The sequence below is a fragment of the Rhizobium sp. 007 genome (assembly GCF_015353075.1).
Lineage (GTDB): Bacteria > Pseudomonadota > Alphaproteobacteria > Rhizobiales > Rhizobiaceae > Rhizobium.
Genome location: NZ_CP064188.1, coordinates 1284592 through 1297818 on the forward strand (window position 1 = coordinate 1284592; position 13227 = coordinate 1297818).

General features: G+C 57.0%; 10 protein-coding genes and 1 pseudogene. 3 read left to right on the top strand and 8 right to left on the bottom strand.

The annotated features are described in order from the left end of the window. Window positions 1-18 precede the first annotated feature (18 nt). The 6 genes and pseudogenes from ISN39_RS27195 to ISN39_RS27220 form a co-directional block, all read right to left on the bottom strand. Complete coding sequence (locus tag ISN39_RS27195; RefSeq protein ID WP_194731192.1) at window positions 19-759, bottom strand: hypothetical protein; 741 nt, start codon at window positions 757-759, stop codon at window positions 19-21. Window positions 760-1370: 611 nt separating this feature from the next. Next, the gene (locus ISN39_RS27200) at window positions 1371-2651 is read right to left on the bottom strand and encodes a DUF3422 family protein (protein ID WP_194731193.1); all 1281 of its coding nucleotides are present in this window, start codon (window positions 2649-2651) and stop codon (window positions 1371-1373) included. Between the two features lie 564 nt (window positions 2652-3215). Further along, window positions 3216-3476 carry a cell division topological specificity factor MinE gene (minE, locus tag ISN39_RS27205; protein WP_194731194.1) on the bottom strand — a complete coding sequence of 87 codons (261 nt, stop codon included), beginning with the start codon at window positions 3474-3476 and terminating at the stop codon, window positions 3216-3218. Beyond that, window positions 3473-4288: a septum site-determining protein MinD gene (gene minD / locus ISN39_RS27210; RefSeq protein ID WP_040115446.1), complete on the bottom strand. Its 816-nt coding sequence runs from the start codon at window positions 4286-4288 to the stop codon at window positions 3473-3475. Before minD ends, minE begins: the two co-directional genes overlap by 4 nt. Window positions 4289-4320: 32 nt before the next feature. Further along, window positions 4321-5043 (bottom strand): septum site-determining protein MinC, encoded by a 723-nt coding sequence (gene minC / locus ISN39_RS27215; RefSeq protein WP_074071847.1) that lies wholly within the window; start codon window positions 5041-5043, stop codon window positions 4321-4323. 91 nt (window positions 5044-5134) lie between these two features. Further along, a pseudogene (locus ISN39_RS27220) lies at window positions 5135-5735 on the bottom strand (EAL domain-containing protein); the annotation flags it as partial. Window positions 5736-5893: 158 nt separating this feature from the next. Here ISN39_RS27220 and ISN39_RS27225 point away from each other — a divergent pair. Continuing rightward, on the top strand, window positions 5894-7804 hold the full coding sequence (locus ISN39_RS27225) for a diguanylate cyclase (RefSeq protein ID WP_194731195.1): 1911 nt from the start codon (window positions 5894-5896) through the stop codon (window positions 7802-7804). Window positions 7805-8398: 594 nt separating this feature from the next. Here the strand turns inward: ISN39_RS27225 and ISN39_RS27230 are convergent. Then, window positions 8399-9166: a hypothetical protein gene (locus tag ISN39_RS27230; protein WP_194731196.1), complete on the bottom strand. Its 768-nt coding sequence runs from the start codon at window positions 9164-9166 to the stop codon at window positions 8399-8401. Between the two features lie 277 nt (window positions 9167-9443). Between ISN39_RS27230 and ISN39_RS27235 the strand changes: the two genes are divergently transcribed. Beyond that, window positions 9444-10844 (top strand): sensor histidine kinase, encoded by a 1401-nt coding sequence (locus ISN39_RS27235; RefSeq protein WP_074071844.1) that lies wholly within the window; start codon window positions 9444-9446, stop codon window positions 10842-10844. After that, window positions 10841-11491 (top strand): response regulator transcription factor, encoded by a 651-nt coding sequence (locus tag ISN39_RS27240; protein WP_092588006.1) that lies wholly within the window; start codon window positions 10841-10843, stop codon window positions 11489-11491. The genes ISN39_RS27235 and ISN39_RS27240 overlap by 4 nt, the downstream gene beginning before the upstream one ends. On the opposite strand, the gene ISN39_RS27245 is transcribed toward ISN39_RS27240, so the two are convergent. Then, the gene (locus ISN39_RS27245; protein ID WP_194731197.1) at window positions 11481-11942 is read right to left on the bottom strand and encodes a hypothetical protein; all 462 of its coding nucleotides are present in this window, start codon (window positions 11940-11942) and stop codon (window positions 11481-11483) included. The two genes, ISN39_RS27240 and ISN39_RS27245, sit on opposite strands and share 11 nt — an antisense overlap. Between the last annotated feature and the right edge of the window lie 1285 nt (window positions 11943-13227).

Consider the following 13227-nt stretch of genomic DNA (forward strand, 5'->3'; position numbering starts at 1 on the left):
GAGCTTTGCAGGAACCGCTCAATGCACACCGATTTCGGTCTGCGTATCGGATTCCAGCTGCAGGCAAGCCGCCCACAGCGGTGTCCTGTGGTAGGTTCCGTCCTGTATAATAGTCAGCCCCTCGCGATCTTCGTGCAGCAATCCCAGCCAACATAAGGGCCGCATGATGTCATAGCGGAAATCCGACCTGATCATTGAAGCCTCGACAGTCATTTCTGCTTCCGCCGCTGGGTATGTTTCGCTCGGGTACAACTCTTTCACTAAGTCATTCAGTGAACAGCCCGCTCTTGCCTTGATATTGATAAGATTGAGGAAGACGTGCCACCACCGCATCCGGCCACGTACATCTTCCTGCCTTTGCCCATCGTGGATATAAGCATAAAGATAATCCGTCGCGATCAAATCGAAGAAGGCCTGCGGTTTTACAAAAAAATCCCGGCCGCGTTTTGTGGGCAGCAGGACGTCTTTTTTTCTCCGAAGTAGTTTCAGATGGCTGAGCATGTCGCGAACCACCCAAAGCGGCGGCATATCAGCTTCATTGAGAACCTTATTGATGCTGTATAGGTCCTCGCAGCAGTATTCGGGCCAATGGAAGTGAACAGCAGCCCAGTGCACGAACTTGCGGTTCATCGCACCTGTGGCTGTCAATCCAATGCCGCCTTGAGTGTCGGCATAGGCTACGGCCAGGATCATCAGACGAAGCAATGGCGACAGAGCCGCGACGTCGACGTCACGCATCAGCCTGATTTCCGGAAGCATTGCGACATCCTCGCTTCGGTCCTGCAGCATATACGCTTCGAACTATCCACTAGGAACGCTGCAATTGAAACTGAGAAAGCTCAAGCCGAGAGGTGCCCCTCACCCGCCCCGATCTGATCTTGCAACTCGGACCAGCCGCTCAGATCGGGGCTGATCGTCGTGCCCTGTGGCAGCTCAAAGTGACATTTTAACTCTGCGCCAAAAACGGACGGCTCAACCCCGCTGCCACATTGCGGGTAAACGGCATTTTAGAGATGCGACAGTCTCGCCTCTCCATCTGCTGGTCAACGTCAGAGAACCGCGGTCCCAATTGCGCCTGCTGGTCTATATCGACGATGCCAGCGGCAAGCTCTTAGCTCTGCGCTCTACGGCCCGTTGAAGAACCGTCGGTCGCGCTTAGCTTTGTCGGGTTCGGAGAGCTGTCTGAGCGGATCACCAGCGTGTCGAGAATCCGCCGCCAGTCCTGACGTCCACCGAGAAGACGTTACACGACGATATGGTCATCCGCATCTGGCTACGCTCGAACATATTTGCCCCAAGAGTCCAGAAGCCATTCGTATGTCGGCCAAATCCGACAGTGATCGTCTTCGCCCAACCTGCGGGTGGTTCCTTTAATGCGTATCGCCTTCTTCCGAGTGCCGATGCCTGATATTCCGCACGATAAGCGAAATTCCCAAGACGACGACAGGCACCGAGATTGCCATCACAATTTCTGATCCAAACTCGATGCCAAACAAGTGTACCCCTTTGGCGACATATCCAATCAGTCCGACGACATAGTACGATATGGCAGCAACGGAGAGGCCCTCAACGGTCTGCTGCAGGCGTAATTGCATTTTTGCCCTGCGGTCCATGGAGTTTAATAACGTCATGTTGATCTGCTCCAGCTCGACATCGATCCAGCTCCTTAGCAAGGACGTGGCACGAGCCAGTTTGCGCGAGAGATTTGCCTGGCGCTCCTCTACAGATTGGCAGGTCCGCATCGCCGGTGCCAGGCGGCGCTCCAAGAAAGTACCAAGGCTCTCGCTCCCGGATGTCGCTGTTTCGGCAAGCGCCCGAATTCGCTCTTGGACAATTTCGTAGTAGGCGCGGCCGGCGCCGAACCGGTAAAGGCTCATCGCAGCATTCGCTTCGAGTTCGGCCGCCAGACGGGTAATTTCCGCAAGCAGTTGATCGGCTTCGTCGCGAGCGTGCTGTTTCATCCGCTGAGTGACCGCCGTCAGGCTAGCTTCTATCCGGCGGATCTCGGGTGACAGCGATTGTGCCAAAGGCAATGCCATCATTGCAAGTGTTCTATAGGTCTCAATGTCCAGAAGCTTCTGAACGAGCGCACCGCGCGAGCTGTCGGATAGACCGCGGTCAATAACGAGGATCTTTGTCAGGCCATCCCCATCCGGACGGAAATCCGTAAGAATGGTGGCCTCCCCGCTTCTGAGGTCACTGCGGCAAAGGCTCGTCCGGTCGAAAACGGCGAGGTCCTTCTGCGTCTCTTCAGTGTCAGATCTTATCTCCAGCCGTATTCCCGAGATGAAGGGTCCGGGTTGCGAAAATCCGTCACCGAATGGATGCACAGGGATCTCAGCCCCGAACTTTTCCGGAGCGGGGCTGTCCCAGAAATAGGTCGAGAATTCCGTGTGGCGTTCCCATCTCAGCGTTCCTTGTCCCCAGCTGATCGCATGGTGATTGGTCTCGTGAGACGGAGGCGGCGATCCGCTCGATTGGGAGAGCCGCTTTACGATATCATGATCCTGATCGGGCTCGCTGTCCGTCAAGAAAGCAAGCTGAAAGATGACGCGAGGTACCGTAATAAGGGCATATGGCCGAGCGTGGATTTCGCCCACCGCTCTTTCACGAAGAGCGGCCGGTCTGAAAGCAAAAACACCCCTGCTCATTTGGCCCCCGGCAACAGTTGAGTTTCTACCCGTTGCCATGCCTCAAATGTCATGTAAATCAATTTGTTAAGCTAGGTCGAGTTTAATCGATTATAGGGCAGCAGTCCGGCTGCAACCCGATTGCGCATCAGCAGCAGAAGCGGCCGCAAAAGTGGCAAAGTTCAGGAAGGGAGCCGGCGAGCGGCGGGTGCAGCATCGCACAACTGGGTGCATCGGGGCACCGGTCCGCGCGATTACGGCGATCACGATTGGACCTGGTTGCCCCGTATGGCCAACGCCGGTGCATGATTGTCCCAATCGCGCCGGTCGTCCAGGTATGAACGCCTGCGCAAATCGCCGTCGCCGGTCAGAAGCGGTGCTTCCATCAGCGGCGCTGACGGGGCGCTCCGGGCCAAGCTGGGTATATGGATGTTATCAGGCGCCGCAATGCCGGAAGCGGCAGCGGGAGGGCGGCGTCTTCAGGCAACAGACAGTTACAGTCGCCGCTTACTCCGCGCCCTCCCCTCGCCTACCCGGCTCTCAATATCTGACCACTACTTCAGGCGTGCGGCTTCTTTGGCCGTTTCAAGCAGCTTGCGCCTCTGCCTTCAATGGGATCTCGACGTCGATTTCCAAAATCGACACGTGCTCATTGCGATCCATCTTTACTTGGACCTTGTCGTTGTCGAGCTGCACATGCTTGGCAATCACCGCAAGGATTTCCTCGCGCAGCAGCGATACAAGGTCTGAACCCGCCGACGAGCGTTCGTGGGCCAGAAGCACCTGCAGGCGTTCACGGGCCGCGGGGGCGGTTTTCTTCTTGCCGAAAAGACTGAAGATGTTCATGCGGCCCTCCGTCCGAATATCTTGCCGAAGAGACCGCGCTTTTCCCCGGGAATTGTGATCGGTACTTCCTCACCGGCAAGCCGGCGGGCGGCATCGAAATATGCCATCGCGGGTGCACTGCGGCTATCGGCGAGCGTCACCGGCGCGCCAATATTGGAGGCGCGTAGAACATCCATGCTTTCGGGAACAATGCCGAGGAGCGGAATGGAAAGGATCTCCAGGACGTCATCGACTTTGAGCATATCGCCCCGTTCGGCTCGGTTGGCATCGTAGCGGGTCAGGAGCAGATGCTTCTCCATCCGCTCGCCGCGTTCTGCCTTGGCGGTCTTGGCGTCCAATAGGCCGATGATGCGGTCCGAATCACGGACCGAAGAAACTTCCGGGTTGGTGACGACGACGGCGATATCGGCATGGCGCATTGCAAGGGTCGCCCCACGTTCGATGCCTGCGGGGCTATCGCAGATGATCCAGTCGAAGTGGCGCTTCAGGTCGGCCATGACACGTTCGACACCCTCCGGCGTCAAGTTGTCCTTGTCGCGCGTTTGCGATGCCGGGAGCAGAAACAGCGTCTCGAGTCGCTTGTCGCGTATCAGCGCCTGAGGGAGCTTGGCATCGCCTTGTATGACGTTGATCAGGTCGTAGACGACCCTTCGCTCCGCACCCATCACGAGATCGAGATTGCGTAGCCCGACGTCAAAATCGACGACGACCACTTTTTCGTTCCTCTGCGCCAGAGCCGCTCCAAGCGCGGCGGTAGAAGTTGTCTTGCCAACTCCGCCTTTGCCTGAAGTGACGACGATGACTTTCCCCATCTTGCTCTCCTGTGTCCTAGCCGGCTTTCGGCTCAGATAAGTTTCTCTGCCATGATCGTGTCGCCTTCCAGCCAGAGCTGGACAGCTTGTCCTCGAAGGTTCGAGGCCATGTCTTCAGCGGTCTTGTAGACGCCATCAATCGCAACTAGCTCTGCCTCGAGCTTTCGGCAGAAGATCCGCGCGGACGCATTTCCGACCGACCCCGCCATGGCCCGGCCCCGCAAGGTGCCATAAACATGGACCGAACCTCCGGCGATGATCTCCGAACCGGAGGCAACAGAACCGACGATGGTGACATCGCCTTCCGGGAAAATCACTGACTGGCCTGAACGCACGGGCTGCCGGATCACGATGGACTGGAGCGCCGGACGCGCTTCGCTTGCCGGCGGCTTGCTTTGCAGATCGATGATTGGTTCCGCTTTTGGAAGCTCAAAGTCGGAAACCGGCCGTCCGCCCTTCAGTGCAGGCGGCATGCCTGGCCCAAGGATTGACGGCCGCCCGCCCTCGATTCCCATGACGCTCACATTGCGTTGCGTTAGTTCCGCAATAAGGTCCTTCAACTGCGATCGGTCGATCTGCAGGTCCGTGACATCAAGCACGATGGGCCGGCCCAAAAAGAATCCGGCTGAGCGGGCTGCGAGATCATCCAGCCTCGCCAGCCAATCATCGAGCGGGAGATCTGGAGAAAGCATGACCGCGAGGAAAGAGCGGCCCTTGATGCGGATAGAGCGAGCGTCTGTTAGCACTTTGGTCATCTATGTTAAGAAATCGTTGACCATATTTACCGCCGCCATGGTTAACAAAGAGTTAACAGTATTAAGAAAGGTTTGCGCAGCCGCTGGGCAATCATGCCGCTGGATCTTCTTGACGAAGTCTCTCTGAGATCTCCCGTGCCGACATGGGCTTTCCGACGAGGTATCCTTGAAGCTGATCACATCCTGTGTCGCGTAAAATCGCTGCCTGGCGGGCATTCTCGATGCCTCGGCGGAACGGGAATATTAAGAGCCGTTGCCAAGGAGATCGTCGCGCGAAGAACCTCAATGCCGTTTGCAGCGTCTTCGACACCCGAAACAAGTGATCGATCGATCTTCATCCGATCGAAGCCAAACTGCCGCAGTGCGCCAATACTCGCATAGCCGCAACCGAAGTCGTCAAGCGCGAACTTGATTCTGACGCGCTTAAGCTGGTCGATGGACCGGCGGGCCTGATCAGGATTCGTCATGAGGACGCTTTCGGTTATCTCCAAAGTCAGGCGGTTGGCGTCGAAATCAGATTCCTGCAGAACCGCAATCACTTGCGCCCCGAAGTCCGGATTACACAGCTGGATTGGTGAGACATTGACGGACAACGTCAGGCCCGGCCAGGCTCTCGCATGGCAGATCGACGCACGCAGCATGTGAACGCCGAGAGCGTCTATGAGGCCGGATTTTTCAGCAAGTGGGATGAAAGCGTGGTTAACGACAGTCGTAACCATCCAACGCAGTCAGCGGCGCTGAAATGATAGCCCGCCACCGGGATCCAAAGCAAACACCGCGTTAAGCTGCCCGAAAGAAAAAAAGCGTAGAAGTTCAAATTGATCCATGTTCTCGAGCTGCTGAAACGATCATGAGTACAACCTGGCAGATACTGACGGGAAACCTCGCCGTCGTTGCGCTTGTCATGTCGCTGTGGGCTCATTTCTATTATCGATTCCGCGATGTTTCCGCGCTTCAGTCGAGGGTCGCATTCGGTCTGACAATGGGCCTCGGCGCCATTGCATCGATGTTGCTTTCGATCCCTGTCAACTCCGGGACATTCATCGATTTGAGATCGTCGCTGATTGCGATCTCCGGGCTGTTTGGCGGGCCGGTGGCAGCCATTGCCACGATGGCTGTTGCAGGCGCCTTCCGGATATTTTCAGGCGGAGCGGGAACAATCAACGGCATTACCGGTATCCTGCTGATCGGCGCCGTTGGTCTTGCCGCTCACATAGTCGTTCAAAACCGCAAGATCGGGATTATCGATGTCGTGCTCTTGGCTGCTGCGGTTTGCGTAACACTCGTGGGGTCACTGATCCTGCTAAGCTACGCCGATGGCCAAACGCTTACGACAATCGTTGCACCCGCTGTCTTCCTGAATTCCTGCGCCATCATCATCTCCGGGCTTGTCCTGTTGCAGTTCGAACGCATTGCACTCGAACGTGATCTGTTGACGGCCGCCCTCACCCAGACATCCGACTACCATTACGTCAAGAATAGCCAGAGCCAGTTTGTCATCGTCAACCGCAATGTCGCCGAACATCATCACTTCAGCTCGCCGGCCGAGATGATCGGCCTCACCGATTTTCAGCTTGCAACGCAACGGCGCGCGGAGATCCTGTTTGCCGAAGAGCAAGAGCTTGTGCGGAGCGGCAAACCCGTGATCGACAAGATCGAACAGCTTCGTGAGGGCGAGCAGGAAAGGTGCTACTCGACGTCCAAGTTTCCTTTGCGCGACGGAAAGGGCGAAATCATCGGTCTTGCTGGCGCCACGCGCGACATCACGGAACAGCGGCGCGTGGAGCACGAACTGACCGAAAGCCGGAATCTGCTGTCGCACGCGATGGCCGGCATGTCGGATGGATTTGCGATGTTCGGTCCTGACGGCACGCTGCTATTCTGTAACGAGCAGTACAGGTGTCTTTTCCCCTTATCTGCTCCAGCGCGGATTCCCGGGGCCAACATTAAAGACATTCTGCGGAAGGTCGCGGAGACAGAGGAGCGGCGCGATCTACCCAAGCAAGTGACAGACGACTGGATCGACAACGCCGTCGCGCACCTGCATCAGGACAAGGACGAGGAGATTGACCTCTGTGATGGCCGCTGGCTCAGCTTGCGGACGCGACTGACGACCGACGGGAAAGCACTTGTTGTCGTATCCGACATCACAGCCATGAAGCAGGCCGAGCACTCGCTACGTGAACTTGCCGAGCAAATGAAGAGTTTGGCGGAAACGGATGCTTTAACGGGGATCGTCAACCGGCGAGCTTTCGACCAGGCGATCGTCATCGAGCTCGCCCGGAGCACCAGAAACCGGACCCCGCTCAGCCTGCTTTTGATCGATGTCGATCGTTTCAAGGCTTATAACGACACTTACGGTCATGTTGCCGGCGACGAATGTCTCAAAGCCGTGAGCGATTGTTTACGCCAGGTTGTCAAGCGCCGCACCGATGTCGTCGCCCGCTTTGGTGGTGAGGAATTCGTCGTTCTGCTGCCCGAAACCGACGAAGGCGCAGCCCAGGCGCTTGCCCGCAAATTCCTGACGGGGCTTCGGGCGCTGGAAATACCGCATGCGGGCAGCGAATTCCGGTATGTCACCGCAAGTGTCGGCGTTTCGACAAAGCTAAGCTCTTCTTCCGAACTCGTATCGTCTGAACTGATCAAACGCGCGGACGACGCTCTTTATGATGCCAAACGCAACGGTCGCAACCAGATCAGCGCCTGGAGTGCCCAAAAATGCGATGGGCGTCGACAAAAGGGGCCATCGCGCTCAAGATGATTGGCCTTCCCCGGGCGGCCGCCATTTCCGGCATCCTGACACCGTAAAGATCAACCATTTGGCCTGGACGCCTCCAATCCCCCACGACCGTTTGGACGGGTCGAGTTGAGCCTGCATCCCTCAACACGCCTCAACAATGCGAAGCGAGCTTCGCGTCAATGCGAAGAATGGTGATTTTATTGTCGACGTCTCGCCTCAGGCAGCATCACTGCGCGCGGAAGAACCGCTGTTTCGCGTAATTGGAAGTGTAACGGCAAATGTCGATCCGGATCCCCTTGCACTGCGAACCTCGATTGAGCCTTGGTGCAGTTCGACGATCTGCTTCACCAGACCGGCCAGGATCGAGAAGCACAATGCCCTGGCGCAGGCTTTCCAGGATAGATTCAAACGATTGCGGCATCATCCGGCCCTGATTCAGATATGGCACGTTGCACGTATCCGTAGCATTCGACACAAATGATAATGTTTCGCTAAGATCTCTCAGCAGGAGTTCCTAGACGGGACTCTGCAGCCAGCGTGGTGGTTATCGAGGGACCTCGCCGCTGCCGGCAATGAATTGCGCCGGCACCTCAGGTGCCGGCGAGTATCTCAACATCAGTTCGCCGGCTCGGTGGGCGTCTCCGTGACAATCGTGACTGTTGTCGTCGTTTCCGTGGTTGTTGGCTCCTCAACCGTATCCACGGCCTCCGGATCGGGCAGCGTTTCGCGAATCTCGTCGATCTTGCCGACTGCCGGTCCCACGCCGAGGATTTCCTTGGCTTCAGCAAGGGCATCGTCGCTCACGACGCCCCCTTTTGTGAAGCCCGTAAGGGCCTCGCGCAGCGCCTCATCGCTCAGCGCCGGATCGGTCGGAACCACATCGGGCCCGCTTACCTTTTCGAATTCAGCATATGCCATGACGTAGGCCGCAACGGGAGCCAGTCGCGGGTCGTTGGAATGCATGTAGGCGTGATAGTTGCGGTTCAACGAACTCAGTCCAACCGTGTCCGATTTAGTGTTCTTCAGACTTTTCTTTGCAGCGTTGCCGCTCTTGACGGGCTTATCCGCCTTTGTTGCCTTACCAGTCTTTTTGTCATGAAAGAAAAGCGATTCGAGCGTCGGCGTGCTTGCACCCGACTTTGAACTCGTCTTCGAATGGGAATGCGCATTGCCAGACTTGCCATGGTTCGAGCCCGCGCTGCCGTGGTTGCCTCCATTCCCATTCCCATTCCCATTGCCGTTTCCACCACCACCAGAATTGCCGTTGCCATTTCCGTCCTTGGCGAGGGCCTCGTTCGAGATTCCGACCGTAGCGCCCGTTAGTGGTGCGACTGTCATCGTAAGCGCAAGAATGCCCCGGCTGATCAGTTTTCTGATTGGCATGCGATGTCTCCTCGTTAAAGCGGCGGCGATGAAAATCACGGCCAGCCGCCGATGATCGGCTTCAGTGAACGCAACGATAGCTTGCGCGGCGGCGCGATTCCATGCTCCTCAGACCAATGCCGCAGCGGTTAGGACTTAGGTCCGATGGATGGATTCTAAACGTCTGATAGTGGACGCTTGACACGCTCGCCATTGACCGCCGCAGCGGAGAAGGTAGGCTATCTGCAAGATCGAAACGGGTCGCCCACGCAGTGCGACCAATCCCCGAGAATAACTCGTGCGTCGGCCCAACCTGATTTCAAAATGGAATTCGCAGTCACTGGCCAAGCAGTTCCTGGTCATTGGTGGCATTGTCTCGATTGGAGCGATGCTTCTGGTCGGGGCGTTCGTGACTCGTTTGATCGAAGACGCCGTTACACGCAATTCTGCCGCAACGACTGCCCTTTACGTGGACAGTGTCATTGCTCCGCTGCTGCCTGACATGCAGACGAGCCAGGCGCTTGACGACACGGTCGCGCGGGCTCTGGACGAGACGCTCGGGCAAGGTGCGCTCGGCGACCGGCTGTTGTCATTTCGTTTGTGGCGCTCGGATGGAACTATTCTCTATTCGAACGACAAGACCATGGTCGGAAAGAAGTTCCCGCTCAGTGATGAGCTGAAGACGGCCTTTGCCGGCAAGATGGCGGCTCAGTTCAACGAGCTCGACGATGTCGAGGACAAGGTAGAACGTCTTGCCGGTAAACCGCTTCTGGAGATCTACAACCCCGTCCTGCAGCCCTGGTCGGGACAGGTGGTCGCCGTTTCCGAGTTTTACGAAATTGCCAATGACTTCCAGCACAGCCTCAGCCAGGCCCGGCTTCACACCTGGCTCGCGGTGGCGGGTTTTACCCTTGTGTTCTTCGCGACGCTTTCGGCGATTGTTCTAAGGGGTAGCCGAACGATCGAAAATCAGCGTCATGCGTTGAGGCAGCGGATTGACGATTTGTCCGCTTTGCTTGCCCAGAACGAGGCTCTCCGGGAGCGTGTCCAGCGCGCTTCCGAACGCGTCACCGCGTTGAACGAGAGCTATCTGCGGCGCATCGGCGCGGATCTTCACGACGGCCCAGCCCAACTTATAGCTTATGCTTCGCTTCGGCTGGATAGCCGCACCGTCGTCAGCGCATCGACCTCTCCTGTCACCCGCGAGCGGGAGATAGCGTCCATCAAGGCAAGTCTCGACGAAGCCATGCGCGAAATCCGTACGATTTGCAGCGGTCTGGTCTTGCCGCAGATCGAGGCAGCGAGCCTTTCTGAAATATTGGAGCGTGGTGTTCACGCGCATCGCCAGAGAACCGGGACGATCGTCGACCTGGTGACGTCCAGCATACCTGTTTGTCTGTCGCCGTCGGCGAAAATATGCATCTACCGCTTTGTGCAGGAAGCATTGAATAATGCCTATCGTCATGGCGGCGGCGCAGGCCAGCGTGTTATCCAGCGTCTGCAGGGAAATCGCGTCAGCGTAGAAGTCGCAGACGATGGACCAGGTTTCAGTCCCGACGACGTCGGACCTACCAGCCTTGGACTTGCGGGCCTCAGGGAACGCGTTGAAAGTCTTGGCGGTACGTTCGAGATCACATTTGCGGCGCCAGGGACGATCGTCAGGATGACACTCAACACCGAGGAGACCGAGCAAGTATGAGCGAAACGATAAGGGTCGCGGTTATAGACGATCACCCGCTGTTTAGAGAGGGCGTAACGAGAAGCTTGTCGGAGATCGATGGTTTCGAGGTGATCGCCGAAGGCGGTTCGAAGGATGACGCGTTGCGAATTGCACAGAACCTGCGGCCCGACATCATCCTCATCGACATTTCCATGCCAGGCGGGGGACTGAACGCGATTGGTCCGATCCTTGAAGCATCACCATCGCAGAAGATCATCATGTTGACGGTCTCTGAAGCCAACGATGATGTTACCGGAGCCTTGAAGGCGGGGGCGAAAGGTTATGTTCTCAAAGGCGTCGGCTCCAGAGCACTCGCCGACATCATCCGCACGGTGGCTGACGGGGACGGATATGTCGCTCCGACGCTGTCTGCCAAGTTGCTTCACAATCCATCCGAGCCCTCCAACGTTGACGCCATTGCTGCGCTTACCGCCCGTGAACACGAAGTTCTAAAGCTCGTCGCGACGGGCCTTAGCAATAAGGAGGTGGCCCGGAAGCTCGACCTGCACGAGAAAACGATCAAGCATCACATGACACAGGTCATGGCGAAACTTGACGTCAACAACAGGACAGAGGCGGCGATGGTCTTTCGCGATGCGATCGATCGAAAGCCGGTCAGGGACTGAATGATTGAAGCCGCTTTACATCATCAAAAGTGGCGCGCCGATTGACGATCGTGCGCCCTTTCGCATCCTTCATGATGTAGCGTCCCCTTTTGACTTCCTCGCTCATTCCATCGACGTGAAGCACTTCGAGCGAGGAGTTGTCATCGCCCCTTGTCGTTGCCGACACACCAGAGCCTTTTCCGGAAGAGCTGTTGCTCGAGCCGCTCTTCCCGTTGCCACCGCCGCCGTTGCCATTGCCACCGCCGCCGTTGCCATTACCGCCGCCGTTGCCATTGCCGCCGCCGTTGCCGTTGCCGCCGCCATTGCCGTTGTTTCCACTCTTGGCCAGGGCAGACTGGGTGACCACGTCGAACGCGGATCCCGATATTTCAATCTTGTAGGGAAGGATTGAAAGGGAGACACCAACCAAAGCCCAACACAACGTGGCTAGAAGATTCCGACGCGTAGTCATCGCTGTTACCTGACGCGGGGTCAGCGCCCACGTCCTTTGTCAATTAAAGAGCGCACTTGGAGCAATGGCGAATATTCGGCTCGGAGGCGATGGGCAAAACCTGCTGAGCAAATTTACATGCAGCATCCAAGATCCGAAGCCGAAAAAGCCAGTCCAAGTTCTTGAGATTGCTCATGACGCATGCCGGTCGTCAACCCTGCAAGCGCCTGATAAAGGAAGATCAGACCTTTCCTGCGGACGGGATCGGACCTTCGTCCGCTTGCGGATAGGACCAAAGTCCGAGGACAGATGAGGACTGGGAGGGCATGATCAACCCACGAGAGATATGTGCTCGCGTACTCTCGTTTCTTCCTGATGTCCAGGTCGCGTTCCGGAGACCGTAATGATCCCTCAATGGCTGGCGCTTCTAAAGAGCACCCACCCCCCGGGCGCGGTTACAAGTTTCTCGGCTGCTGCATTTGAGCTTACGGCCGCAATTAACCTACGCCTCGCCTTGAGGCTGATCAAACCGACAGCAGAGTGTCTGGCCAGAGCCGAAGAGGTTTACGAGCGAGCAAAGCTCTATAGCGAATTGCGCGAAGCCGGTTCGGCATCTACCGTCAACGCGGAAAGACAATTGGCCGATGCTTTAAAATTGCTGACAGCGGAAATGCGGGCGTGCGATCCTGGGCGAAGTGCCAATGACATTATCGTAAGACACATCTTGACAGACGAGCGTGCCAGGAGACCAGAACCGCCTGACAAGGATCGGGATGGCATTCCTCACGAAGCTGGAAGTCTCCGCTCAACTTCATGCTGACCATTCCGGTGATATGGAGCCGCTGCGACCGTTGAGACTTCCACCAATGCCGACGACATCTACTCGGCTCCTGTTCATGCGCCCGGTGCCGACACCTGACCCGCGGCGTTCGTGCATGCCGCCAAATGCCACAATCTAGACAAGAAATTACCTAGACAATGGCCTTGACGGGATCATCGGTAGAATCAGACCAGTTCCTGATCGGGTCGACCACACGGTCGGTGGTAGCGAGCTTGAAAGTCAGACGTCGCCGGTTCGGGCTCGGAGACTGGAACGTCTAAAGAGATGGCATGCTGCCGGGTTGGGTCAGCGCTGTGCAGTCGTTGGTTTGATGAAGCGCCTATCTTCGCCTGGAAGGGGACAGCGTTCTCCGTCTCTTTCGGCAGATCCGGCGACATACACAGGTTTCGGGTGACTATTTGGCGCTGTCGTGACGCCAGTTCGGGGGACCAGATTGTCAGATGATCGACGCAAAGAACAATCCGT

Bases quoted from the DNA above. Each gene is read 5' to 3' on its own strand.
- minE (WP_194731194.1), bottom strand. From the start codon at position 3,476: ATGAACATCTTCAGTCTTTTCGGCAAGAAGAAAACCGCCCCCGCGGCC.
- ISN39_RS27245 (WP_194731197.1), bottom strand. From the start codon at position 11,942: ATGACTACGCGTCGGAATCTTCTAGCCACGTTGTGTTGGGCTTTGGTT.
- minD (WP_040115446.1), bottom strand. From the start codon at position 4,288: ATGGGGAAAGTCATCGTCGTCACTTCAGGCAAAGGCGGAGTTGGCAAG.
- ISN39_RS27225 (WP_194731195.1), top strand. From the start codon at position 5,894: ATGAGTACAACCTGGCAGATACTGACGGGAAACCTCGCCGTCGTTGCG.
- ISN39_RS27240 (WP_092588006.1), top strand. From the start codon at position 10,841: ATGAGCGAAACGATAAGGGTCGCGGTTATAGACGATCACCCGCTGTTT.
- ISN39_RS27230 (WP_194731196.1), bottom strand. From the start codon at position 9,166: ATGCCAATCAGAAAACTGATCAGCCGGGGCATTCTTGCGCTTACGATG.
- ISN39_RS27195 (WP_194731192.1), bottom strand. From the start codon at position 759: ATGCTTCCGGAAATCAGGCTGATGCGTGACGTCGACGTCGCGGCTCTG.
- ISN39_RS27200 (WP_194731193.1), bottom strand. From the start codon at position 2,651: ATGAGCAGGGGTGTTTTTGCTTTCAGACCGGCCGCTCTTCGTGAAAGA.
- minC (WP_074071847.1), bottom strand. From the start codon at position 5,043: ATGACCAAAGTGCTAACAGACGCTCGCTCTATCCGCATCAAGGGCCGC.